20 protein-coding genes are annotated in these 23,059 nt (G+C 67.7%); 7 read left to right on the forward strand and 13 right to left on the reverse strand.

Annotation, left to right across the window (positions count from 1 at the left end):
* The first annotated feature begins 102 nt into the window (after positions 1–102).
* Both V3B64_RS21295 and V3B64_RS21300 read left to right on the forward strand, forming a co-directional pair.
* Complete coding sequence (locus tag V3B64_RS21295; RefSeq protein ID WP_005407913.1) at positions 103–591, forward strand: hypothetical protein; 489 nt, start codon at positions 103–105, stop codon at positions 589–591.
* Positions 592–604: 13 nt separating this feature from the next.
* Positions 605–880: a DUF4031 domain-containing protein gene (locus V3B64_RS21300; RefSeq protein ID WP_049398338.1), complete on the forward strand. Its 276-nt coding sequence runs from the start codon at positions 605–607 to the stop codon at positions 878–880.
* Positions 881–919: 39 nt separating this feature from the next.
* Here the strand turns inward: V3B64_RS21300 and V3B64_RS21305 are convergent, their stop codons facing one another.
* Positions 920–1,462, reverse strand: a complete 543-nt coding sequence (locus tag V3B64_RS21305; RefSeq protein ID WP_005407911.1) for a hypothetical protein — start codon at positions 1,460–1,462, stop codon at positions 920–922.
* Between the two features lie 90 nt (positions 1,463–1,552).
* Here V3B64_RS21305 and V3B64_RS21310 point away from each other — a divergent pair, with 90 nt between their 5' ends.
* Entirely contained in the window at positions 1,553–1,801 is a 249-nt protein-coding gene (locus V3B64_RS21310; RefSeq protein ID WP_012509930.1) for a DUF3297 family protein, read from the forward strand.
* Positions 1,802–1,902: 101 nt separating this feature from the next.
* Here the strand turns inward: V3B64_RS21310 and V3B64_RS21315 are convergent, their stop codons facing one another.
* The 3 genes from V3B64_RS21315 to V3B64_RS21325 all read right to left on the reverse strand — a co-directional run bounded on the left by V3B64_RS21315 (position 1,903) and on the right by V3B64_RS21325 (position 4,900).
* Positions 1,903–3,552: a Na+/H+ antiporter gene (locus tag V3B64_RS21315; RefSeq protein WP_032128751.1), complete on the reverse strand. Its 1,650-nt coding sequence runs from the start codon at positions 3,550–3,552 to the stop codon at positions 1,903–1,905.
* Between the two features lie 117 nt (positions 3,553–3,669).
* Complete coding sequence (locus V3B64_RS21320; RefSeq protein WP_329914203.1) at positions 3,670–4,458, reverse strand: class III extradiol ring-cleavage dioxygenase; 789 nt, start codon at positions 4,456–4,458, stop codon at positions 3,670–3,672.
* A gap of 31 nt (positions 4,459–4,489) precedes the next feature.
* A complete protein-coding gene (locus V3B64_RS21325) occupies positions 4,490–4,900 on the reverse strand; it encodes a DoxX family protein (protein ID WP_075675478.1) in 411 nt (136 codons plus the stop codon).
* A gap of 96 nt (positions 4,901–4,996) precedes the next feature.
* On the opposite strand from V3B64_RS21325, the gene V3B64_RS21330 reads away from it, so the two are divergent.
* A complete protein-coding gene (locus V3B64_RS21330; RefSeq protein ID WP_049424802.1) occupies positions 4,997–5,878 on the forward strand; it encodes a LysR family transcriptional regulator in 882 nt (293 codons plus the stop codon).
* A gap of 95 nt (positions 5,879–5,973) precedes the next feature.
* On the opposite strand, the gene V3B64_RS21335 is transcribed toward V3B64_RS21330, so the two are convergent.
* Positions 5,974–9,036, reverse strand: a complete 3,063-nt coding sequence (locus V3B64_RS21335; RefSeq protein WP_121504789.1) for an EAL domain-containing protein — start codon at positions 9,034–9,036, stop codon at positions 5,974–5,976.
* Positions 9,037–9,212: 176 nt separating this feature from the next.
* Between V3B64_RS21335 and V3B64_RS21340 the strand changes: the two genes are divergently transcribed.
* The gene (locus tag V3B64_RS21340; RefSeq protein WP_329914202.1) at positions 9,213–11,324 is read left to right on the forward strand and encodes a M13 family metallopeptidase; all 2,112 of its coding nucleotides are present in this window, start codon (positions 9,213–9,215) and stop codon (positions 11,322–11,324) included.
* A gap of 132 nt (positions 11,325–11,456) precedes the next feature.
* Here V3B64_RS21340 and V3B64_RS21345 read toward each other — a convergent pair whose 3' ends face one another.
* Both V3B64_RS21345 and V3B64_RS21350 read right to left on the reverse strand, forming a co-directional pair.
* The gene (locus tag V3B64_RS21345) at positions 11,457–12,629 is read right to left on the reverse strand and encodes an MFS transporter (protein WP_329914201.1); all 1,173 of its coding nucleotides are present in this window, start codon (positions 12,627–12,629) and stop codon (positions 11,457–11,459) included.
* Positions 12,626–13,840, reverse strand: coding sequence for an MFS transporter (locus V3B64_RS21350; RefSeq protein ID WP_329914200.1), 1,215 nt, complete (start codon positions 13,838–13,840; stop codon positions 12,626–12,628). The genes V3B64_RS21345 and V3B64_RS21350 overlap by 4 nt, the downstream gene beginning before the upstream one ends.
* 133 nt (positions 13,841–13,973) lie before the next feature.
* Between V3B64_RS21350 and V3B64_RS21355 the strand changes: the two genes are divergently transcribed.
* Positions 13,974–14,561: a TetR family transcriptional regulator gene (locus tag V3B64_RS21355; RefSeq protein WP_329914199.1), complete on the forward strand. Its 588-nt coding sequence runs from the start codon at positions 13,974–13,976 to the stop codon at positions 14,559–14,561.
* 228 nt (positions 14,562–14,789) lie between these two features.
* Here V3B64_RS21355 and V3B64_RS21360 read toward each other — a convergent pair whose 3' ends face one another.
* The gene (locus V3B64_RS21360; protein ID WP_121504785.1) at positions 14,790–15,719 is read right to left on the reverse strand and encodes an oxygenase MpaB family protein; all 930 of its coding nucleotides are present in this window, start codon (positions 15,717–15,719) and stop codon (positions 14,790–14,792) included.
* A gap of 309 nt (positions 15,720–16,028) precedes the next feature.
* Here V3B64_RS21360 and V3B64_RS21365 point away from each other — a divergent pair, with 309 nt between their 5' ends.
* Positions 16,029–16,643 carry a hypothetical protein gene (locus V3B64_RS21365; RefSeq protein WP_004153965.1) on the forward strand — a complete coding sequence of 205 codons (615 nt, stop codon included), beginning with the start codon at positions 16,029–16,031 and terminating at the stop codon, positions 16,641–16,643.
* A 39-nt stretch (positions 16,644–16,682) separates the two neighbouring features.
* On the opposite strand, the gene V3B64_RS21370 is transcribed toward V3B64_RS21365, so the two are convergent.
* The 5 genes from V3B64_RS21370 to V3B64_RS21390 all read right to left on the reverse strand — a co-directional run bounded on the left by V3B64_RS21370 (position 16,683) and on the right by V3B64_RS21390 (position 23,044).
* A complete protein-coding gene (locus V3B64_RS21370; protein WP_032128762.1) occupies positions 16,683–17,027 on the reverse strand; it encodes a hypothetical protein in 345 nt (114 codons plus the stop codon).
* Between the two features lie 18 nt (positions 17,028–17,045).
* On the reverse strand, positions 17,046–17,816 hold the full coding sequence (locus V3B64_RS21375) for a LytTR family DNA-binding domain-containing protein (RefSeq protein ID WP_329914198.1): 771 nt from the start codon (positions 17,814–17,816) through the stop codon (positions 17,046–17,048).
* A complete protein-coding gene (locus tag V3B64_RS21380) occupies positions 17,806–19,065 on the reverse strand; it encodes a histidine kinase (protein WP_049398329.1) in 1,260 nt (419 codons plus the stop codon). Before V3B64_RS21380 ends, V3B64_RS21375 begins: the two co-directional genes overlap by 11 nt.
* Before the next feature lie 212 nt (positions 19,066–19,277).
* The gene (locus tag V3B64_RS21385; protein WP_329914197.1) at positions 19,278–20,927 is read right to left on the reverse strand and encodes a M28 family metallopeptidase; all 1,650 of its coding nucleotides are present in this window, start codon (positions 20,925–20,927) and stop codon (positions 19,278–19,280) included.
* A gap of 470 nt (positions 20,928–21,397) precedes the next feature.
* Complete coding sequence (locus tag V3B64_RS21390) at positions 21,398–23,044, reverse strand: CsgG/HfaB family protein (protein WP_329914928.1); 1,647 nt, start codon at positions 23,042–23,044, stop codon at positions 21,398–21,400.
* Positions 23,045–23,059 lie beyond the last annotated feature (15 nt).

Raw genomic sequence — 23,059 nt, forward strand, 5'->3', positions numbered from 1 at the left:
CATCCGGGAAAAGCGTGCGGACCAAGGTCCGCACCCACCAGGGGCATGACCCGGCGCACCCGCTACAATGGCGGTCTTTCCGTTTCCAGGTGACTCCACCCCATGTCCCAGAACTCCAAGGCCAAGCGCGACAAGCGCAAGAAGCAGCAGGCCAAGCGCCCGTTCCTCCGCCTGAACGCGCAGCAGCAGGTGCAGAACCATGCCGTGCTGACCAACGAAGACGGCCAGGTGGTTGCGGCCATCGGCCTGCAGGGCCGTGAGTGGCTGCTGGCCATCGGCGGCCAGACCATGGGCAATGCCGAGAACCCGGTGCCGATGCTGGCCATGCTCAAGCACCTGGCCAACGTGCAGGAGAAGGAAGGCCGCAAGGTCAACCTGGAGTACTCCGAACTGCTGCAGAAGCTGCTGGACACCCTGGCCGCCGAATCCGAGCAGACCGCCGACGAGTACCTGGACAAGCTGGTCGCCGAGTTCGAAGGCGTCGACGCTGCTGAGGGCGAGGAAGGCGAAGCCGCCGAGGGCGACGTGGCCGAAGAAGCCGCTGCCGAGGCCGCTCCGGCCGCTGACAGCGACAGCAAGCCGCAGGCCTGAACCGGCCGCGGCGGTGACGGTCTACGTCGATGACGCGGTGCATCCCTGGCGCGGACAGCGCTGGGCGCACCTGATGGCCGACACCCTGGCCGAGCTGCACGCGATGGCGGCGCAGCTCGGCATTCCCCCGCGGGCCTTCCAGAACAAGGCCAGCGGCGCCCACTACGACGTCACCGCCGAGCTGCGTACGCAGGCGATCGCGCTCGGCGCGCAGGCGATCTCAAGGCACACCGACCGCGCGCTGGTCAAAGCGGTGATCGCCAACGCCAGGGCGCAGTACCGGCCGTAGATGGGAGCGCCGGGCATGGCCCGGCGCTACCAATCAATCTCAGAACGGGTCGCTGCCCAGGCGGATTTCCACGTTCAGCAGCGAGCACAGCGCCAGCATCGCGTCGTCGTCGCGGGTCAGCGCCATCACGCCGGTGAAGCCGTCGCTGCCGGCATCCACGCTCCACAGCGTGTAGTTGTGCTCGCGCAGGCGGTCGAAGGCGGTGGACATCAGCTGCACGCCGTCCAGGTCTTCGGCGAAGTCCTCGTCGTCCAGGTCGCCGCCCCAGTCCAGCTGCAGGTTGAAGCGCGCCGACAGCTCGTTCACCGCCGACTGCAGCGATTCCAGGTCATCTCGTTCCACCTCGAAACCGGACTGCCAGGCGATGGCCGTGAACAGCGCCGGCAGCCAGTCGCTATCCGCTTCCAGCGGCTGCCCGTCCTCGGCCAGGTGCTCGCGCCAGCGGTTGAACTGCTGCAGGGCCAGCTCTTCGTCGCCCGGGTTGATCAGTACCAGCAGGTTCCAGACCCGCGCCTCGAAGCCGTCTTCGTCGAAGTCGTGGATGTCTTCCTCGAAGTCGAAATAGTCGCTGTTGTCGGGCATGGCGGAACTTCCTCTGGGGCAGGCCGGCATTCTACGGTTTATCCTGTGCCGCTGAAGCCGGCCTTGGTGGCCGTCACTGTGAATGAAGCGATGAGCGATACCCCTCCCGACCACCTGGCGATCAACCCGGCCAGCCCCTTCCATGATGCGCAGGCGCTGGAGCGCGGCGTTGGCGTGCGTTTCAACGACGTCGAGCGCGACAACGTCGAGGAATACTCGGTCAGCGAAGGCTGGATCCGCGTGCAGGCCGGCAAGGCCCGCGACCGCCGCGGCAACCCGATGACCATCAAGGTCAAGGGCAAGGTCGAGGCGTATTTCCTGGAAACGAAGCCGGAATAACCGGCTTGTGTAGAGTCGAGCCATGCTCGACTGCTTTCCGTTCCGGGTTCATGACGCCTGGGGCAAGAGCAGTCGAGCATGGCTCGACTCTACATTCGGCGTCACTCGCGCTTGCGCGATTCCAGCAGGTCCAGGTTGCGGATCAGGCGCCGTGAGATCTCGTCAGAGATCACCCCGCGCCGGGTCAGCCGGAACAGCTCCTCGCGCTCGGCATTGAGGCCGGCGCTGCGCAGCTGGCGGTAACCCAGTTCCATGCGCCGCACCTTCTCCGGGTCCACGTCGGGCCCGTCGCTGTCCTTCTCCAGGTGGCGCTGGTACAGCAGGCTGACCCGCGAGGCGGCATCGTTGTACAGCTGCACGTTCTCGGTGTTCTGGTTCATCACCATCTGCTGGCGCATGCGCTCGACCCCGGCCAGCGCCGCCTTCGACGACAGCCGGCGCGCCAGGTCCTCTTCCTTGCGCTCACCCGAATCGGACGGCAGCTGCAGGCCTTTCAACAGCCGCGGCAGCGCGATGCTGGCGCCCAGCAGCGAGAACAGGATCACCGACGCGGCCAGGAAGATCACCAGGTCACGCGCCGGGAATGCACTGCCGTCGGGCAGGAACAGCGGCAGGGTCAACACGCCGGCCAGGGTGATCGCACCGCGCACGCCGGCCACCGAGGTCGCCACCACGATGCGCCAGTTCGGCGCCTCGCCCCGCTCCAGGCCGCGACGACGCGCGCGCAGCAGGTTCCAGCGCAGCGACAGCCACACCCACAGCAGGCGCAGCACGACCAGTGCCAGATTGATCACCACCACATACACCAGCAGCCACCACGCACTCTGGTGGCCGGTCTCGTTCATGGTGGTGGTGGCGCGTTCGACAATGCCCGGCAGCTGCTCGCCCAGCAGCACGAACATGATGCCGTTGAAGCTGAACTGCAGCATGTTCCAGACCCCGGCGCGCTGCACGCGCATGCTGCCGGAGACGCGTCCGGTCAGCTCGACATAGCTCATCGCGATACCGGCGGCGACCGCGGCGAGGATGCCTGAGGCATGGATCTCTTCGGCCAGCAGGTAGGCCGCGAATGGAATCAGCAGGTTGACCAGCATCGCCGCGCCCGGCTCTTCGCCGAAGCGACGCCACAGCCAGCGCTGGAAGGTGGACACACCCAGCGTCACTGCCACGCCCACAGCAAGGCCGGCCACCGCCACCCACACGAAGGTCAGCGAGGCGGTGGCCAGCGAGAAGGTGCCGGTCATCACTGCCGCCACCGCGAAGCGGAAGCAGACCAGGCCCGAGGCATCGTTCAGCAGCGACTCGCCCTCAAGGATGTGCATCAGGCGCTTGGGAATCGGCGCCTTGGAGGCGATCGCCCCGACCGCCACCGGGTCGGTCGGCGACACGATGGCCGCCAGCGCGAAGCACACCGCCAGCGGCATCACTGGAATCAGCCAGTGGATGAGGAAGCCGGCGCCGATGACGGTGAACACCACCAGGCCGAACGCCAACTCGAGGATCGCGCCCTTGTCGCGGAACAGGCCCTGTTTGGGAATACGCCAGCCATCCAGGAACAGCAGCGGCGGCAGGAACAGCAGGAAGAACACCTCCGGCTCCAGCGCGTGGCCGCGGTTGAACACGCCGGCGATGACCGCACCCAGGCCGATCTGCACCAGCGGCAGCGGCAACGAGAACGGCAGGACACGAACCAGGTAGCCGCTGGCGACAACGGCCACCAGCATCGCCAGGACGACTTCAATGGTATGCATGCTTCTTCCAGGAAGCGGCGCGCGGGGAGGCTCGCAAGCCAGCGCCGGAAACCCGGAAAAAACTACCACATGCGGCCATGACCGCGACGGCCGGGGCCGCCGCGCGTCAGCCCCGGCTCATGCCCCGTCGAAGCGGTACAGATCCATGGCGAGGAAGCCAGCATCGATACCGGCGTCGATGCGGCGTGCACCGAAGCCGCCGTCGCCGGCCGCGCCCATCGCGAAAAACAACGGCAGCAGGTGCTCGTCGGTCGGGTGCGCACGTTCGGCGAATGGCGCCTGCCTGCGGTAATCCAACAGGGCCTGGCGGTCATTGGCGGCCAGGCGCTGCTCCACCCACTCGATGAAGGGCCGCACGTACGGCGCTTCCTTGCCGTCCTGGTAGTCCCCCCAGTCGTGCAGGTTGTGGGTGATGCTACCCGAGCCGACCAGCAGCACGCCCTGATCGCGCAGCGGCGCCAGCGCGCGGCCCAGCGCGAACTGGTGCTCGGGGCCGAGCATCGGCTGGATCGACAGCGGCACCACCGGGATGTCGGCCTGCGGGCGCAGCAGCCGCAGCGGCACCCAGGCACCGTGGTCGAGGCCACGCTGCGGGTCGAGTGCCACCGGCAGGCCAGCGGCGGCGATGCGGCCGGCCACCTCTTCGGCCAGCGCCGGATCGCCCGGCGCCGGGTACTGCAGTTCAAACAGCGCGCGCGGGAAGCCGCCGAAGTCATGGATGGTCGGTGGCTGCGGATGCGCGCCGACCAGCGGCTGCCGGCCCAGCCAGTGCGCCGAGGCCATCACGATGGCGCGCGGTGTCGGCAGGTCGCGCGCCAGCTCGGCCAGGCGCACGCCAACCTGGCCCGGATGCAGGGCGGTCATCGGCGAACCATGCGAGATGTACAGCGAAGGCAGGCGGGACATGAAATTCTCCAGTTGCAGGATCAGGCGGCGATCAGCGCGAACGCAGGGTCCACTTGCCATCGCCGACCAGGAACAGCACTACCAGCGCCAGTGCCCAGAACGCCGGGTATTCCCAGCCGCCGCCGGCATTGGCGAAACCGAAGCCGTTGGCGCCGTGCACGGTGACGATGGTGCCCAGCAGCAGCGGCACACCGACAAGGCCCACCCAGCGTGCGTAGATGCCCAGCAGGAGCGCGACGGTGATCACCAGCTCGACGCCGATGGTGAGGTAGCCGAGCACGCCGGGCAGGCCCAGCGACTCGAAGAACGCCGCCGTGCCGGCCGGGGTGAATACCAGCAGCTTGGTCAGCGCATGGACCAGGAACAGCACGCCCAGGGCCAGGCGCAGCAGGGTGGCGCCGTACGGGGCCAGCGGCGAAACAGGAGCGGTCGTGGTGTGCATGGGGAAACACCTTGAAGGGAGTGGGCACAGGTTATTGCGCCTTCGTGGACCAATAAATACGATGGATTGACCGTATTTATTTCAAAAGGCGCAACAATGGACACCCTCGAGGCGATGCGCGTGTTCGTGGCGGTGGTCGAGCGCAACGGCTTCAGTGCCGCCGCCCAGGCCCTGGATATGTCCACTGCCGGCGTCACCCGCCAGGTCGCCGCGCTGGAAAAGCGCCTGTCCACCCGCCTGCTCCACCGCACCACGCGCCGGGTCAGCCCGACCAGTGCCGGTGCCGCCTACTACGCCCAGTGCGTGCGCCTGCTGGCCGAGTTCGACGCGCTGGAGGCCAGCATCGGCGCGCAGGCGCTGGAGCCCTCCGGCACGCTGCGCATCAACGCACCGGTCAGCTGGGGCATCGCCCGCCTCGGCCCGCTGCTGGCCAGCTACCGCGAACGCTTCCCGCAGGTGGAACTGGACCTGGCCCTGTCCGACCGGCTGGTGGACATGGTCGAGGAAGGCTACGACGTCGCCATTCGCATCACCCGCGAGCCAGGGCCGACGTTGATCGCGCGACGTCTGGGCGAATCGCGGGTGAGCCTGTGCGCCGCGCCGGCCTACTTGGCCGCACGCGGTACGCCACAGACGCCGCAGGAGCTGCAAGCACACGCCTGCCTGAGCTACAGCTACTGGGCCGCCGGCGACCATTGGCCGCTGCAGGGGCCGGGCGGCGAAGTGAAGGTGGCGGTGAGCAGCCTGCTGCACGCCAACAACGGCGACGTGCTGCGCGAAGCAGCAATCGCCGGCATGGGCGTGATCCTGCAGCCCGATTTCCTGCTGGAAGACGCGCTGGCCGATGGCCGCCTGGTGCGCATCCTGCCCGAATGGGAGGCCTCGCCGATCGGCATCTTCGCGGTCTATACCAGCCGCAGCCATCTGGCACCGAAGGTGCGCAGTTTCATCGACCATCTGGTGGAGGCCGGGGTGTAGCCGAATCTGGCGCTTGCCGGTAGTGCCGGCCGCTGGCCGGCAATCAGACACATCCCGGTCCTGGGCGAATGCCGGCCAGCGGCCGGCACTACCACTTAGGCGGCAACCTCATCCAGCGCCTCGATGATCCGTTCCAGCGGCGCCGGCCGCCCGAGCAGGTAACCCTGCACCTGGTCGCAGCCGTGCGCAGCCAGCCAGTCCAACTGCCCCGGCGTTTCCACGCCCTCGGCGATGATGGTCAGGCCCATGCTGTGGCCCAGCGACAGCAGCGCGCGGCAGATCGAGGCATTGCGTGGGTTGGTTTCCACGTCGGCGACGAAGCTGCGGTCGATCTTCAGGATGTCCAGTGGCAGGTGCTGCAGGTAGGACATGCTGGAATAGCCGGTACCGAAGTCATCCAGCGACACGCTGATGCCCTGCTCGTGCAGGCGCTGCATGGTCTGCATCGCCTGCGCCGGCTTGCGCATCAGGCTGCTCTCGGTCAGCTCCACGTGCAGCGCGCCGCGGGCCAGGCCGAACTCCTGCTGCGCGCGGGTGAACTCGGCCACCAGGTCGCTGTTGAAGAACTGCACCGCCGATACATTGACCGCGATCGGCAGCTCGCCCCAACCGGCCTCGACCAGCCGGCGCTGCGCCTTCGCCGCCGCACGGATCACCCAGCGGCCCAGCGCCAGGATCAGCCCGGTGTCCTCACACAGCTGGATGAACTCGTTGGGCGGGATGAAGCTGCCATCGGCCTGCGGCCAGCGCAGCAGAGCCTCCAGCGCGGCCGGGCTGCCATCGCTGGCGTGCCGGATCGGCTGGAAATACAGCTGGAACTCGTTGTCGATGGCGGCGTGGATGCGTCCGGCCAGGCGCAGGCGGTCGGCCAACCGCGTGGTCACCGCCGCGTCGAACCAGACCACCACATTGCCTTCGGCGCGCGCGGCATGCGCGGCCTGTGCGGCCATGCCGATCACCTGCTCGGCGCTGTGGCCGTCGCCGGCAATGTGCACGGCCACGCCGATGCGCGGCTCGAACTGGTGCAGCGAATCCTTGCCGCGCATCGGCGCCGACACGATCTGCAGCAGGTCGTCCAGCACGCGCTGGGTATCGTGCTCGGCACCGATGGCGAACACGAAGTCCTCCGCCGGCTGGAATGCCAGCGTGCCGCAGCGCGCGCCCAGGCCACCGAGCCGGGTCGCCATCGACTGCAGCACCGCATCGCCGATCTCGCGGCCCAGCGTGTCGGCCACCAGCTGCAGTCCGCGCAACTGCACGAACGCAATGGTGTAGCCCGCATCGTGCTCGTCCAGCTGTTCGGTCAGCGCGCGCACGTTGAGCAGGCCGGTGGCCGGGTTGTGCCGCGCCTGGTAGGCCAGGTCGCGCTCGTAGGCCAGCCGTTCGCTCACATCCTCGGCCAGCACCAGGCAGGCGGGCTGGCCATCGAAATCGAGCCTGGACAGGTGTGCGCGCACTTCGAACACACTGCCGTCCTTGCGCCGGTGCAGGCGCACGGTGGCATCCTGCAGCTCGCCGACACGGGCCTTGGCGATCGCACCCTTCACCTCGTCCCAGCCTTCGCGCGGGCGGATGTCGAGGATGCTCATCGCCAGGAATTCCTCGCGGCTGTAGCCGTACTGGCGCACGGCGGCATCGTTGACCTCGATGAAGCGCAGCGTATCCGGATCGAACACCCAGAACGGCGCTGGATTGCGGTCGAACAACAGGCGGAAGCGGCGTTCCACTTCGCTCATCTGCTCGCGGGCCTGGTAGCGTTCGCTCAGGTCGGTCAGCGCACCGATCATGCGGCGCTCGCTGTCGGCCACCTCCACCCGCTGCCCGCGTGCACCCACCCAGCGCACTGCGCCTCCGGGCAGCACCAGGCGGAACACCTGGTCGAGCACCGCGCCACCGGCGAAGGCCTGGTCGAAGGCCTGCTGCAGGCGCGCTGCATCATCACGATGCACGCGCGCGAAGAAATCGGCCACCGGCAGCGCATCGGTCTGCACGCCGAAGATCTCACGCGCCAGCGGTGACCAGCGCAACAGTGCGGCATCCTCGTCCACGTACCAGGTGCAGACGCGCCCGACCTGGTGGGCCAGGCGCAGCTCGGCATGCCCGGTCTTCAGTTCCTCCGCCATCGACTGCTGGCGGCGGGTGCTGCGGCGCACCGCGTACAGCAGGACCAGCAGCACCCCGACGTAGGCCAGCACGATCGCTACTGACGCCTGCAGGTAGGGCCACCATGGCGCCAGCACGTCCTCATCGGCCAACCCGACCTGCACCGCCAGCGGGCTGCGCTCCAGCGTGCTGATGGTGATGATGCGCTGCACACCATCGACCGCGCCCGGCAGGCTGCCCAGCTCGACCACGGCCTGCTTGCCGAGCAGGTCGCGATGCGGGAGATCGTAGCGTCGGCCGACCGTGCCGTGCGGGTCCGGTACGCGGGCCAGCATGTAGCCTTCCGCATCGCTGATCGAAACCAGCCCGTTCGGGCCAACATCGAGGCCGCCGATGATGCGCTGCAGTTCGCCGCAGCGCAGCCGCGCCAGCAACCAGCGGTCACCGGCCATCGGCAGCGCCAGCGGCACCACCCAGCCACCGTCGCTGGCGCGCAGCGGCGGGCCGATGTACAGCGAACTGCCCAGGCCGCGGCGCTGCGGATCGGTCCACAGCGGCAGGTTCAGGTCACCTTTGCCGGCCGTCAGGGCGCGGCCATAGCTGTCCAGCACCACGATGCTGTGCAGCTCGGCATGCCGGCGCAGCACGCCGCCGATGGAGGCATCAAGCAGCGCCGGCGCCTGCGCGGGCACGCTGCGGAACACTTCAACGGCATCGGCGGCGATGCCGGACATCGCCCGCTCCAGGTTGCGCAGCTCCAGCGCCAGCAGGCGCTCGCTGCCCACCGCCAGTGCACGGCTCTGGCGCTGTGCGGCCTCCAGCCGGCGGTGATGGTCGTTGGCCAGCATGGTGGTCAACCCGGCCACCAGCAGAATGCCCAGCAATACCCCGCCCCAGGTAATGGCGCGCAGCGGCCGGGCCAACGCCCGTTTCAGCGCGGGCATCGGTTGGTCTTCCTTGTGCAGTCGGCTGGCTTCATGCGCGAACGAATCCTCCACATCCCCGACCTCAACGGCCGGCGGACGCCATTCTTGACGCCTGACCCGCCCCCGCATGGCCACCTCCCCGTGTCCGCGCAGGGCTCCTGAGGCCAGCATGCACCACACCGGTGACGGCGTGAAGATCGCTTCCGCGCGTTCAGCCAGATCCCGCACAGGGCGGGCGGCACTACGGGAGGGCCAGCCGGGGCGGAGCGGATTAGACTTGGGGTTTTCCGCTGCAAGAGAAGTCCATGTCCAAGCTGCGCCGTCCCACCCTGGCACTGGCCATCGTTGCCAGCCTGTCCCTGGCCGCCTGCGACCGCCCGGCCGATCCGGCTGCCGGCACCGCCGCGCCGGCCGATGCCGCACCTGCGGCCGCCAAGCCGATGCTGGGCAGCTTCGGCTTCGATGCCAGCGGCATGGACCGCAGCATCAACGCCGGCGATGATTTCTTCGGCTTCGCCAACGGCACCTGGGTGAAGAACACCGAGATCCCGGCCGACCGCTCGCGCTTCGGCAGCTTCAACGTCATCGCCGAGAAGACCCTGGCCGACACCCGCGCCATTCTCGAAGGCGCCGCCGGCAACACCCAGGCCAGCGGTGACGACAAGCTGATCGGCGACTACTACGCCGCCTACATGGACGAAGCCGGCATCGAGCAGCACGGCATCGCGCCGGTGCAGCCGCAGCTGAAGGCCATCGATGCGATCGCCGACAAGGCCGGGTTGGCCCGAGCCCTCGGCGGCGAGATGCGCGCCGACGTCGACCTGCTCAATGCGACCAACTTCTACACCGACCGCCTGTTCGGCCTGTGGGTGTCGGTGGACCTGCTGCAGCCGGACCGCAACGCGCCCTACCTGGTGCAGGGCGGCCTGGGCATGCCCGACCGTGACTTCTACCTGGGCGGCGGCCGCATGGCCGAGCTGCGCAAGCAGTACCAGGCCTACATCGCACAGATGCTGCAGCTGGCCGGTGTCGCCGATCCGGCGGGCAAGGCGCAGCGCATCCTCGCGCTGGAGACGAAGATCGCGCAGGCGCACGCCACCCAGGAAGAAACCAATGATGTGACCAAGGGTGCCAATCCCTGGACCCAGGCCGACTTCAATGCCAAGGCGCCGGGCATGGACTGGAACGCCTTCCTCGACGCGGCTGCGCTGGGCAAGCAGCAGGACTTCATCGTCTGGCAACCCAAGGCGGTGGCCGGCCTGTCCAAGCTGGTCGCCACCGAGCCGCTGGATGTCTGGAAGGATTACCTGGCCTTCCACGCGCTGGACCGCGCCGCTGCCTACCTGCCGAAGAAATTCGCCGATGCCCGCTTCGCCTTCCACGGCACCACGCTGAGCGGCACGCCGCAGCAGAGCGACCGCTGGAAGCGTGCAGTGGACGACGCCAACCATGCCATCGGCGAAGCGATCGGCAAGCGTTACGTCGAGAAGCACTTCGACGCCAAGACCAAGGAACGCGCGGACGAGATGGCGAAGAACATCATCGCCGCCTTCGCCAAGCGCATCGACGCGCTCGCGTGGATGTCGCCGCAGACCAAGGCCAGCGCCAAGGCCAAGGTGGCCGGGCTGACCGTGGGCATGGGTTACCCGGAAAAGTGGCGTGATTACACCGGCCTGGAGATCCGCCGTGATGACGCGCTGGGCAATGCGCAGCGCGCCGAACTGTTCGAGTACCAGCGCAACATCGCCAAGCTGGGCAAGGCGGTCGACCACAGCGAGTGGGCGATGCTGCCGCAGACCATCAACGCGATGAACGTGCCGCTGGAGAACCGCCTGGTGTTCCCGGCCGCGATCCTGCAGCCGCCGTTCTTCGACGGTGCTGCCGACGACGCGGTGAACTACGGCGCCATCGGCGCAGTGATCGGCCATGAGATCAGCCACGGCTTCGACAACGCCGGTGCGCTGTTCGACGAGACCGGCAAGCTGCACAACTGGTGGACCGCTGAAGACCTGAAGCAGTTCAACGCCGCTGGTGATGCGCTGGCCGCACAGTTCAGCAGCTACGAGCCGTTCCCGGGCGTGCATGTGAACGGCAAGCTGACCCTGGGCGAGAACATCGCCGACGTGGCTGGCCTGGGTACCGCCTACGATGCCTACCAGCTGTCGCTGCAGGGCAAGCCGGGCCAGACCCTGGAAGGCTTCACCCCCGACCAGCGCTTCTTCCTCGGCTTCGCCCAGGCGTGGCGCAGCAAGAGCCGCGAGCAGGCGCTGCGCAACTCGCTGCTGACCGATGTGCATGCACCGGGCCAGTTCCGCGCACTCACCGTGCGCAACATCGACGCCTGGTACCCGGCGTTCGAAGTGAAGGAAGGCCAGAAGCTGTACCTGGCCCCGGACAAGCGGGTCAAGGTGTGGTGATGTAACCGGAACGGGCGCCAAAAGGCGCCCGTTTCATTTCCTGGTAGCTGCCAACCCTGGTTGGCAAATGCCCCGCTCTGGTGGGTGCCAACCTTGGTTGGCACGGGGCAGGAATCCACGCATGGCGTGGATCTACCTGCGGGTGGTGGCAACCATCAGCAGAGCGCTCGCAGCCAACACCGCAGCAGCCCAAAGCGTGGCGTACGGCCCGACACCATCCAGCAGCCGTCCACCGCCCCACGCGCCAAGCGCGATGCCGATATTGAACACGCCTACATACAGGGCGGTGGCGATCTCCACGGCCTGCGGCACCGCTTTCATCATCCAGCTCATCAGGCCCACCGATACGCCGCCATAGGCCAGGCCCCATAGCAGCAGCACCGCAATGCCACCGCTCGGCGTGCCACCCAGCCACAGCAACAGCAGCGGCGTCAGCAGCAGGCCCGATGCGATCGCCAGCAACGTACCGCGCGGATGGCGTGCTGCCAGCGGCCCGGCGATGAAGTTGCCGGCGATGCCGGCCAGGCCGTAGGCAAACAGCAGTGCACCGATCCAGGACGCCTCCACGCCCGAGACGGACGTCAGCAGCGGCCGCACGTAGGTGAAGGCGATGAAGTGCCCGGACACCAGCAGCACGGTCAGCCACAGGCCACGCCGCAGGTCACGCTGGCCAAGCTGCTGCACGAACTGCCGCAGCCGCACCGATGTACTTACAGGTAACGCAGGAACCACCCGCAGATGCAGCAGCATCACCGCCGCACTGAACAACGCCATCGCTGCAAAGGCGCTGCGCCAACCCAATGCATCCCCGATCAGCGCGCCCAACGGAACACCCAGCACCGACGCTGCGGCCACGCCGCCGAAGATGATCGAGGTAGCCAGGCCGATGCGGTCAACCGGCACCAGGCGCGCAGCCAGACCGCCGGCGATGGCCCAGATGCCGCCCATGCAGAACCCCACCAGCACCCGTGCGGCCAACAGCCAGCCGATGCCCGGTGCCAGCGCCGAGGCGAGGTTGGCGACCAGCAGGAGCGCAAGCAGCGCGCACAGGATGCGACGGCGATCAATGCCACCGGCTGCGATCACCACCAGCGGTGCGAACACTGCCGCCAGCAGGGCCGGCAGCGAGATCATCAGGCCGGCGGTGCCGGTGGACGCGCCGAGATCTTCGGCGATCGGGGTCAGCAGGCCGACCGGCAGCATTTCGGTGGTGACCACCGAGAACGTGGCGAGGCCGACGGCGGAAACCGACCACCATGGATGACGAGGCACAGTCGCGGCGTGCGCAGGCGATGAAGCGCTCACGGGACGATTCCTTCAGGGGATGTGGTCGAGGCAGACGGGCGCAGTGCACGTTGCGCGAGCACGGCGAACAGCAGCACGCCACCGCCTGCCACCAGCGCAACAGCAAAACCGCTGCGCACGCCCCCCGCATCGACACCCTGCCCGGACAGTGCCGCGCCCAGCGCCACGCCGATGTTCAATCCGGCCAGCAACCAGGTCATGCCTTCGGTCAGGCGCGATTCGGGCACGTACTGTTCGACCAGCGACATCGCAACGATCATCGTCGGCGCGAAGAACACCCCGGCCAGCAGCACGGCAACGGCCAGGGCAGGCAGGCTGCCGACCCACAGCAGCGGTAGCGTGGCCAATGCAGTGGCCGCTGCTCCGGTCAGCAACAGGCGCGGCAACGGGATCTGCAGCTTCAGCGCACCAAACAGCAGGCCCGCCGTGCAGCTGCCCAGCGCATAGGCCGACAGCACCCAACTGGCAGCCAGTGGCTGCCCGCGCTGTTCGGCGAAGGCCACGCTGGTGATGTCGACGGTACCGACAATCACACCCATCGCCAGCATCAGCAACGCCAGCAGGCGGATCTCCGCTTGCCGCAGCAGCGAGCGCGAGGGTGTTGCGCCTTCGCAGCGCTGCAGCGGTGGTTCGGTACCGCGTTGCAGAACCAGTGCGGTCACCCCGAGCACCAGCAGCAGGGCGGCGGCCAGCACGCCGGCCTGCGGCCATACCGCCACCGACAACCCGACGGACAACGGTGGCCCGGCGATGAAGGTCACCTCGTCGAACACGGTCTCCAGCGAATACGCGGTCTGCAGCTGCGGGCGCCCGCGATGGATCGCGGTCCAGCGCGCGCGCACCATCGCCGACACGCTGGGCATGCAACCGGCCAGCATCGCCGCAATGAACAGCGTCCAGTCCGGCGCGGCCAGCAGCGTGCACGCAAGCAGCAACAGCAACCCGGCCGCACTGGCCGCGGTGGCCCACGGCAGCACCCTGCCCTGCCCGCGCCGGTCGACCCAGCGCGATACCTGCGGCGACAGCAACGCGTAGGTCAGCACGAAGGTGGCCGACACCGCACCGGCCAGTGCATAGCTGCCGCGCAGCTGGGACAGCAGGGTGATGATGCCGATACCGGTCATCGGTAGAGGAAGGCGTGCCAGCAGCCCGGCCAGGGCGAGGCCGGCGGTGCCGGGGGCCGCGAACAGGTCGCGATAGGGGGTGGCCATCAGGTTCTCCAGGGCAGTGACTTGCCTGGCGCACCGGGCGCCACGACAATACATACAGAGCGTATGAATAAGAGGCTACATTCATACGTACCGTATGTAAATAATCATGCACTGTGTATGTAAGGAGCTCCGGATGGTTCGTCGCACCCGCGCCGAGATGGAAGAAACCCGCGCCACCCTGCTGGCCACCGCCCGTCGGGTGTTCAGCGCGCATGGCTATGCCGCCACCTCGATGGACGACCTGACCGCCCAGGCCGGGCTGACCCGCGGCGCGCTGTACCACCACTTCGGCGACAAGAAGGGTCTGCTGGCGGCTGTCGTCGCCCAGCTCGATGCCGAGACCGACCTGCGTCTGCAGGCGATCAGCGATGGCGCGGATGATGCCTGGGACGGCTTCGTGCAGCGTTGCCGCGCCTATCTGGAGATGGCACTGGAGCCGGAGATCCAGCGCATCGTGCTGCGCGATGCGCGCGCGGTACTGGGTGGCGCCTCACCGGAATCGCAGCGGCACTGCGTGAACTCGATGCAGCGCCTGATCGAGCAGCTGATCACCCAGGGTGCGGTGGCGCCGGTGGATGCGCAGGCGCTGGCGTCGCTGATCTACGGCAGCCTGGCCGAGGCCGCGTTCTGGATCGCCGAGGGCGAGGATGGCGACGCGCGCCTGCAGCAGGCGACGGCGGCGCTGGAGATGCTGTTGCGTGGGTTGAAGTCGGCCGGATGAAGCCCATCCACGCATGGCGTGGATCTACTGCGGAATCCGCTCTGGTAGAGGCCACCCCTGGTTGGCGCTTCTGCGGCACCGCGCGAAATGCGTGCCGACCAAGGTCGGCAGCTACCAGAACCATGGTGTCAGTAGATCCACCTACTGCGGAATCCGCTCTGGTAGAGGCCAACCTTGGTTGGCGCTTCTGCGGCACCGCGCGAAATGCGTGCCGACCAAGGTCGGCAGCTACCGGAGCAGTTCGGGCCACCCGCGCAACACCGCCACCGGCACGCCCATGCGCGTGCAGGCGCGGCTGGCCAGGCCATCGGGCAGCGCGCGGCGGAACAGCGGCGCCATGCCCTGCATCAGCTTCGCCGACGCTGCAGCTTGTGCGCGCTGGCGCGCATTGCGTTCCAGCATGCCCTCGGCCCAATCCGGCAGCAGCGCCGCACCGGCGCCGAGGAACACTTCGCGCGACAGGCCCGGCACCGGTACCGGCAAGCGCACGCCGGACAACACCTCCAGCACTTCGCGCGAGCGTTCGTCGACGCGCAGTTCCGGCTGCCGCGCGCAGAAGTACGCGGCCACTTCCGCTTCACTGCGCGGCACATCCACCGCACCCAGTGCCTCGGCCACGCAGCGGTACTCGTCGTAGTAGCGATCGGCGATGTGCGCCGGCACCTCGCGCCCGTAGCGGCGGAAGCCTTGCAGGAAACCGAAGGCTTCGGTCACATGCACCCAGGTCAGCAGTTGCGGATCATCGGCAGCATAGGTCTCGCCCTGTGCGGTCTGGCCGCGGATCTGCGCATGGATGCGGCGTACCTTGGCCACCAGCGCCTCCACCTCGCCGCGGGGCGCATAGCTGGTGCCGGCAACGAAGGCGGTGGTGCGGCGCAGGCGGCCCACCAGGTCCTGCCGGAAGTTGGAATGGTCGTAGACCCCGGCCAGTGCGCGCGGGTGCAGGGTCTGCAGCATCAGTGCGCACAGGCCACCGGCCAGCATCGACGGGAATTCCGCATGCAGCCGCCAGGTGACGCTGTCCGGGCCGAACCAGCCCGGGTCTCCCAGCGGGTGGTCGTAATCGATGCCGCTCTGGCCACGCGGGAAGGCCTCCAGTACCCAGCGCCGGATAGGCGCGGTGACGGGGCGGGAAAGTCGCTGCAGCAGAGCCGGCATCACAGGTCCAGGAAAGGCGGAAGAGCGGCCGCAGGTTGCGCGGTCGGCCCCGATTCTGGGCGATCACGACGCCGACGGCGAGTCTCCGCGCTCAGCCACGGTTTCATGTGCAGCCGCAGCACGTTTCACCCTGCGACATCCTGTCGCAGGCTGCGACCATGATGTTGCGATGCAACAACATTCACCCATTCAGACAAAACCCTTACGCCGCTAGGCATTGCGCCCATTGCACGGCTCGCTGGAAGTGCTAGAACTGAACCCGCCACACCGTCCAACGCTGATCGACGCACGTTCCACAAGGAGCCAGCCATGATTGCTTTGTTCAAGGGTTTGGGACTACTGCTTCGCGACAACGAGCTCTACAGCAGCCCGTTCGAAAAACAGGTCGCGCACTGGCGCAGCCTCAGCGAGCAGCAGATCCGCGATGAAGTGGCTGTGCTGGCCCAGGCCAAGTGCCAATGGCTGATCGCCTCGATCGTCGGCTGGCAGGCGGCCTCGCTGCTGATCCTCGGGCTGATCACCAACTACCTGTGGCGCGACGATTACCACATCACCTTCACCCGCGTGGTCGTGGTGTTCGGCTCATGGATCTCGATCCTGTTCGTGATCTGGTTCATGGCCAACATGTTCGACCGCACCGCCGGTTTCGAGCGCTGGATGAAGGCCTTCAACAGCCGTGCCCGCATCAGCTCCAAGGCCGACAGTGTCGAACACGTGGCCGAGGCGCTGGACCTGGCCGAGCACTATCCGGAAGTGCTGGACTACAAGCAGGCGGTCACCGCCCGGCGCGAACTGCGCCATGAGGACATCCGCATCATGACCGAGATCGGGCGCATGAAGCAGCACTCCGAACTGGTCGGCCGCCTGAACCATGTGGGTGAGAACGAGCACCACCACGACCTGACACTGCAACCTGCCTACTGACCCTTCAGGGAAGCGGGGGGACCCACAATGCCACCGTGATCACTCACGGTGGCATTGTTCTATCGGGTCCTGGCTGACGCATTGGTGGAAGCCCCTGGGCAGGTCACGCATCGCCTCGGTCTTTCCCACCGCCACCGCGAACCGACGCAACGGCGGCGTGGCACACGCGGCCCCGCTGCTGCATGCAGGGTCCAGCACCACGTAGTGGCAGTGGCCACTGCTGCTGGCGATGCACTGGAACCGCGCCTCGCCATCGACCACGGTGCGTTTGCTGTACAGCGTGTCCACGCCGTTGGCATTGGTACGGGTGATCGAGGTTTCGCTGGACTTCTCGCAGCCGGCCAATGACAGCGCAGCAACGCAGGCAAACAGGAACAGGCGCATGGTGCCTCCAGGGTGCGGCTACATGCCGCGGAACAGGCTCATGAAGGGTTGGCTGACCACCAGCGTCTCCGTACGCCCACGCAGGCGCAGCACCCCGCGCCCGGTATCGTCGCGGCTGACCGCTGCCACCGCCTTCATGTTGACGATGGTCGAGCGATGGATCTGGCGGAAGTGCTGCGGATCGAGCACTTCCAGCAGCTCGCGCAACGGTGTGCGCAGCAGGCTCTCACCGGCCACGGTCATCACGGTGGTGTACTTGTTGTCAGCACGGAAGTAGGCCACGTCTTCCAGCATGATCAGCTGCGTCTCGCGGCCGTTGCTGGCGGTGATCCAGGCCAAGGGCGGGCGCTCTGCCGCCCTCTGCGACGGCCCCAGGCGCTGAAGCAGGCGTTCGAGTACGGCATCGTCCTGGCGCGTTGATGGCAGCCGCGACAGGATGCGTTCGCGCGTGGCCAGCAGGCGCTCATCGCTGACCGGCTTCAGCAGGTAGTCCATCGCACCCTGCTCGAACGCGTCGATGGCGTACTGGTCGTAGGCGGTAACGAACACCACCTGGGTGCGCGGGCTCAGTTCGGACAGCGAACGGGCCACTTCAATGCCACTGATGCCGGGCATGCGGATATCGAGGAAGGCGATGTCCGGCTGTTTCTCGGCCAGCTGTTCCAGCGCACTGGCGCCATCCTCGCACTCGGCCACCAGCTTCAGGTCCGGCCACAACCGGCCCAGCTGCTCGACCAGCGACTGCCGCAGCAGTTCCTCGTCTTCGGCAATGAGCGCCTCAAGCGGCATGGCTGCGCTCCTTGCTCGACTGCGGCAGGGTCATGGTCGCGGCCACGCCGCTGGGGAAGTTGGCGACGATCGCCACGCCGGCCTGTTCGCCGCAGGTCAGGCGCAGGCGCTCGCGCAGGTTCTTCAGGCCGATGCCGGTACCGCTGGTGCCCTGGCCGAAGCCGAGGCCATCGTCGGCCACCGTCACCGTTACATGGTCATCGAAGCCACGCGCCAGGATCCAGATCGTGCCACCGCCGGGCTTCGGTTCCAGGCCATGCTTGATCGCGTTCTCCACCAGCGTCTGCAACGCCATCGCCGGCAGCTGCACGCCGTGCAGTTCGTTCGGTACCTGCACCTCCACCCCCAGCCGTGCGCCCATGCGGATACGCAGGATCTCCAGGTAGGCACGGGTGCGCTCCAGCTCCACGCCCAGCGTGGACAGCGATTCGTCCACCTGTGGCAACGAGCTGCGCAGGTACTGGATCAGGTGGCCCAGCATCTGGTCGGCACGTGCCGGGTCGGTGCGGGTCAGCACCTGCGCGTTGGCCAGCGTGTTGTAGAGGAAGTGCGGTTCCACCTGCGCGTGCAGCAGGTTCAACCGGGCCACCGACAGCTCCTTTTCCACCTGGGTCTGCTCGGCCGCGGCCTGCTCGTCGCGACGCTGGTCGGCAACACGGCGGCTGATCGCGCGGGTGACCGCTTCGGCGTTCTCGAAGTTGCTGCCCTCATCCAGTGCCAGCAGGTCGGCCCACCAGCCGGCATCCGGCTCAAACAACAGGGTGACGGTACTGGTGCCCTGCCCCGGCGTGACCGTCGCCAGCACGCTGTTGCGCTTGATCGCCAGCCGTGCCGGCAGGTTCCAGCGCGATGGCTGGCGGCCGTTCCAGGCATCCACGCGGCGCACGTAGGCCCGCACCTGCAGGCTGCCGGCCGAACTTTCCACGTCTTCAACGCGCGGCAGTTCAGCGATGGCCGCTTCCACCACCGAGAATGCCTGGCCGGCATCCATCGGCAGTTCCACCTGGCGGCGCTGGCGGCCGGAGAGCGTGGTCGAATCCAGCCGGCCGGCGACCAGCCAGACGCGGCGTACATGGGTAATCGCGCTGCCCAGCGCGGAAATCATCAGGAACATCACCAGCAGCCCGAACACCCAGCCAGGGCCGTCGTTCATGCCGCTGAAAATGCCGCTCCAGACCATGCCGGCGACGAACAGCGCCGCAGCCCAGGCCAGCAGGTGACGAAGCAGGAGAGAGAGGCTGGCGAACACGGCGGCGCCTTGGAGGAAGGGGGTGAGCCGAGCATAGGGCGGCCCGCCGGGCAAACAAGCGGGTTGCGACGAAGGGCCGGAAAGCGGGGATGGAAGCCATTCTGGTAGAGCCGGCCGCTGGCCGGCTCCCCATGACCTCCACAAGCATCACAAGGTTGCCGGCCAGCGGCCGGCACTACCCGGGAGGCGCCGGGCGAAGCCGGCGCATTCCCTTACTTGCGCTGGTCGGCGCTGGCGTCACGCACGGCGCGGAACGATTCGTCCTTGCTCCAGTTCGGCCAGCTGCGCGAGTTGGCCAGCTGGTTGCCCAGCGTGTACAGCACTTCCAGGTCGCGGGCGGCACCGGCGAACACCCAGTCCGGCTGCCACTCGTCGCCCTGCTGGTGGTAGCGCTTGGCGGTGTAGTCCTCGGAGGCCTTCTTGCCTGCGGCCACGCCACCGTCCACCCAGTCCTGGCCGGCCGACCAGGACAGTGCCGGCACGCCACGCTTGGCGAACGGGAAGTGATCGGAGCGGAAGAACAGGCCCGCTTCCGGCTTCGGGTCCGGCGTGTAGCGGATATCCCAGCCCTTGGCCACGTCCTTCAGCTGGTCCAGCAGCTCGAAGCGCGCGGCACCGTAGATGCCGAAATCACGCGACGGCCCGAACGGCGCCATGCCATCCATGTTGATCACCGCCACGGTCTTTTCCAGCGGATACAGCGGATGGGTGGCGTAGTACTCCGAACCCAGCAGGCCCTTTTCCTCGGCGGTGACCGCCAGGAACAGCAGCGAACGCTGCGGGCGCTTGGCCTTGGCGAAGCCACGGGCCAGTTCGATCAGCGATGCGGTGCCACTGGCGTTGTCCAGAGCGCCATTGAAGATCCGGTCGCCACGTGCGTCGGGCTCGCCCACGCCGATGTGGTCCCAGTGCGCGCTGTAGACGATGGTCTCGTCCGGGTGGCTGCTGCCTTCCAGGCGCGCGGCCACGTTGTGCGAGGTGATCACTTCGGTCTTCACCGCGTACTTCGCGTCCAGGCTGGCGCCGGTCAGCGGCACCGGGGTGAAGTCGCGCTGCTGCGCCTTCTTCTTCAGCGCCTCGAAGTCCTGCCCGGCCGAGCGGAACAGCTCCACGGCCAGGTCGCGCTGGATCCAGCCTTCCAGCAGCGGGTGGCTGTCGGCCGGGTTGTCGCGCACCACATCGAACATGGTGTTGGTGTTGGAACCGGCCACGGTGGCCCAGCCGTACGACGCCGGTGCGGTCTCGTGCACGATCAGCACGCCCAGCGCCCCCTGGCGGGCGCCTTCTTCGTACTTGTAGGTCCAACGGCCGTAGTAGGTCATGCCCTTGCCGTCGAAATCACCCTGGCCGGTCTCGAAGTCCGGGTCGTTGATCAGCACGACGGCGATCTTGCCCTTCAGGTCCACGCCCTTGAAGTCGTCCCAGTTGCGCTCCGGGGCCTTCACGCCGTAGCCGAGGAACACCAGCGGGGCCTTGCTGATGTCGACGTTGCTGGCGCCGTTCATGGCAGCGCGCACGGCGATCTGCTTGCCCTGTTCCAGCGCAACGGTCTTGCCGCCCTGGTGCAGCGCCAGCTGCGGTGCGCCGACGATGTCGCCCTTGCGCAGCGGCACGGCCTGGGTCCACAGGCGCTTGCCATCCTTGAGGTCACCGCCCGGCTGCAGGCCGGCGTCGGCGAACTGCTTGCTGAGGAAGGCGATGGTCTTCTCTTCGCCGACGGTGGCCGGGGAGCGGCCTTCGTAGGCGTCGGAGGCCAGTTCCTTGACGTCGGCGGAGATCCGCGCGCCATCGAATTTCGGGGTAGCCGCCATCAGTGCGCTCGACACCGACAGGGCCAGCACGCCCAGCACTACTCGTTTCATTGCTCTCTCCAGCAGGGAAATCCTTCTGGAGTGTAAGGGGTTCGGCAGGGCTGCGCCCTGCACCTGCGGTAGTGCCGGCCGCTGGCCGGCAACCTCGAAGGCAACAGCCGGAGCAACAGCAACAGCGGCATTCCGTGGGATGGCGGGGTGGGTCCGGTTGCGGGGGACGCCGTGAATCCGTCCCTGGAGGCTTGGGCGCGCCATCCATGGCGCTTACACCCCCGCAACCGGACCCACCCCGCCTTCGACAGATTTCTGCTGCTGTTGGTAGGTGTCGACCTTGGTCGGCACGCCGCTGTTGGTAGGTGTCGACCTTGGTCGACACACCGCTGCTGGTAGGTGTCGACCTTGGTCGACACGCCGCTGTGGTAGGTGTCGACCTTGGTCGACACGGACGGAAACAAGAAGGGGTCAGTTCCCTTTCCCGGTGGGAAAGGGCTCTGACCCCATCTGTGTGCTGCCTTGGCGTGTTACCAGTTCGGGTCTTCGGCCGGGGCGGCAGCGGGCTTGGGCTTCGGCTTGGCCGCCGGGCGCGCGGCGGCGGCCGGTGCAGCCGAGGCCGTTGCGCCGGCAGCGGCAGCGGCCGGCTTGCTGCCCAGCTTCTGGCGCAGTTCAATCTGGCCCGGACGGAAGCCGCCGCGCATGGCGTCAACGCCGTCTTCGATGGTGCCGTAGGAGGTCTGTGCGGCCACGCGGTCGATGCGGATGGTGCAGCACGGGTGTTCGCTGCGGCCCAGCGAGCGACCGGTCTGCGGGTCCTTCAGTTCTTCGCCCAGGCGCACGGCCTGCCAGCGCTGGCCGGCCTGCACGGTGTCACCGCCCTGGCTCAGCACCACCTGGTCGCCGTCCACCGAAACCACCGACACCGGGAACAGCGTGGTGACGATGGTGGTACCGATCTGGCCGGACAGCGATTCCATCATCGCCGCGGCCATGTTGCGGCCGTTGACCACGCGCGGCAGGGTGCTGGGGCCGGTCGAGGCCAGCTGGTGGTCGAAGCTGTCAGACATCACCACCTGGCCGGTGGTGGCGTTGACCAAGCGCAGGGTGATGCGGCCGCCACCGGAGTACGAGGTCACCTGGCGGTCGGACATGCGCAGGTTGCGCACGCTGCGCGGGTACTCGAAGCGTTCGATGGTCGGGATCAGGATCAGATCGGTCGCCAGCTGCTGGCCGACGCGTGCGGTGTCCTGCAGGCGTACGTTGCCGCTGTTGATGTGGTCGATCTCGGCCTGCAGTTCGTCGCCGAACTCGCGGTCCAGCACGATGAAGCGCTGGGTCTGGGTCAACGTGTCGGACAGGCGTGCGCGGATCGCGTCGGCCACTTCGTCCGCGTCCACGCGGCCGTCGCCCACGGCATAGCTGCCGGCCTTGGTGCGCGGCAGTGCAACCACGATCTTCGGCTTGCCCTGCTCGTCCGGCGCGCGGTACTGGGCGATCTGTGCGCGCACGCGCACCTTCCAGTAGCTGCGCATGCTGCGATGGGTCACGTCGGAATCGAACGAACTGGCGCCACGCTTGGCATCGACGCTGACCTTCTCGTCGTAGCTTTCCCTGACGCTGGCCGAGGCCGAACCGCTCTTGGCCGAGGCTTCGCCGGAGGCACTGGCCGACGCCGAGCCCTTGAAGCTCCAGCCTTCGTCGCTGGCGCGCACGCGGGCGATGGTTTCCTCGTCCAGCTGCCGCACTTCATCCTGCGACAGGATTTCATAGCCCAGCACCGCGCCCTGCGAGCCGGCGATCATCTGCTGGGTGAACGCGTCGGCGCGGATATCGCCGACGTGTTCGTCATCCACATCCACATGCAGGCCTGCACGCAGGCTCTGCATCTGGCTGGCCACGCGTACGCCGTTGACCTGCGCCACCGCCGACTGCAATGCCGCCAGCACCGCCAGTTCCGGGGTGCTGCCGATGCCGTCGGCTTCGCGCGCGACCTGGGTGGTGCCGCCGAAATCCGGCGTGCCACGCAGGGGCGCTGCTTCCACTGGCGCATTGCTGGCCAGTGCACTGGTTGCCTTGTCCTTGGCGGGCGCGGCGGCCGGGGTGTCCTGCTTGCCACAGGCTGCAAGCAGCGTGGCAGCCAGGCCCAGGCCGATCAAACGGTAGGTCATACGCATGGAGATTCGCCTCGG

It is taken from the genome of Stenotrophomonas sp. SMYL86 (assembly GCF_036320025.1).
GTDB lineage: Bacteria > Pseudomonadota > Gammaproteobacteria > Xanthomonadales > Xanthomonadaceae > Stenotrophomonas > Stenotrophomonas maltophilia_A.

Coding starts and splice junctions, on each gene's coding strand:
- V3B64_RS21295 (WP_005407913.1), top strand. CDS start 103: ATGTCCCAGAACTCCAAGGCCAAGCGCGACAAGCGCAAGAAGCAGCAG.
- V3B64_RS21305 (WP_005407911.1), bottom strand. CDS start 1,462: ATGCCCGACAACAGCGACTATTTCGACTTCGAGGAAGACATCCACGAC.
- V3B64_RS21310 (WP_012509930.1), top strand. CDS start 1,553: ATGAGCGATACCCCTCCCGACCACCTGGCGATCAACCCGGCCAGCCCC.
- V3B64_RS21315 (WP_032128751.1), bottom strand. CDS start 3,552: ATGCATACCATTGAAGTCGTCCTGGCGATGCTGGTGGCCGTTGTCGCC.
- V3B64_RS21320 (WP_329914203.1), bottom strand. CDS start 4,458: ATGTCCCGCCTGCCTTCGCTGTACATCTCGCATGGTTCGCCGATGACC.
- V3B64_RS21325 (WP_075675478.1), bottom strand. CDS start 4,900: ATGCACACCACGACCGCTCCTGTTTCGCCGCTGGCCCCGTACGGCGCC.
- V3B64_RS21330 (WP_049424802.1), top strand. CDS start 4,997: ATGGACACCCTCGAGGCGATGCGCGTGTTCGTGGCGGTGGTCGAGCGC.
- V3B64_RS21335 (WP_121504789.1), bottom strand. CDS start 9,036: ATGCGGGGGCGGGTCAGGCGTCAAGAATGGCGTCCGCCGGCCGTTGAG.
- V3B64_RS21340 (WP_329914202.1), top strand. CDS start 9,213: ATGTCCAAGCTGCGCCGTCCCACCCTGGCACTGGCCATCGTTGCCAGC.
- V3B64_RS21350 (WP_329914200.1), bottom strand. CDS start 13,840: ATGGCCACCCCCTATCGCGACCTGTTCGCGGCCCCCGGCACCGCCGGC.
- V3B64_RS21355 (WP_329914199.1), top strand. CDS start 13,974: ATGGTTCGTCGCACCCGCGCCGAGATGGAAGAAACCCGCGCCACCCTG.
- V3B64_RS21360 (WP_121504785.1), bottom strand. CDS start 15,719: ATGCCGGCTCTGCTGCAGCGACTTTCCCGCCCCGTCACCGCGCCTATC.
- V3B64_RS21365 (WP_004153965.1), top strand. CDS start 16,029: ATGATTGCTTTGTTCAAGGGTTTGGGACTACTGCTTCGCGACAACGAG.
- V3B64_RS21370 (WP_032128762.1), bottom strand. CDS start 17,027: ATGCGCCTGTTCCTGTTTGCCTGCGTTGCTGCGCTGTCATTGGCCGGC.
- V3B64_RS21375 (WP_329914198.1), bottom strand. CDS start 17,816: ATGCCGCTTGAGGCGCTCATTGCCGAAGACGAGGAACTGCTGCGGCAG.
- V3B64_RS21385 (WP_329914197.1), bottom strand. CDS start 20,927: ATGAAACGAGTAGTGCTGGGCGTGCTGGCCCTGTCGGTGTCGAGCGCA.
- V3B64_RS21390 (WP_329914928.1), bottom strand. CDS start 23,044: ATGCGTATGACCTACCGTTTGATCGGCCTGGGCCTGGCTGCCACGCTG.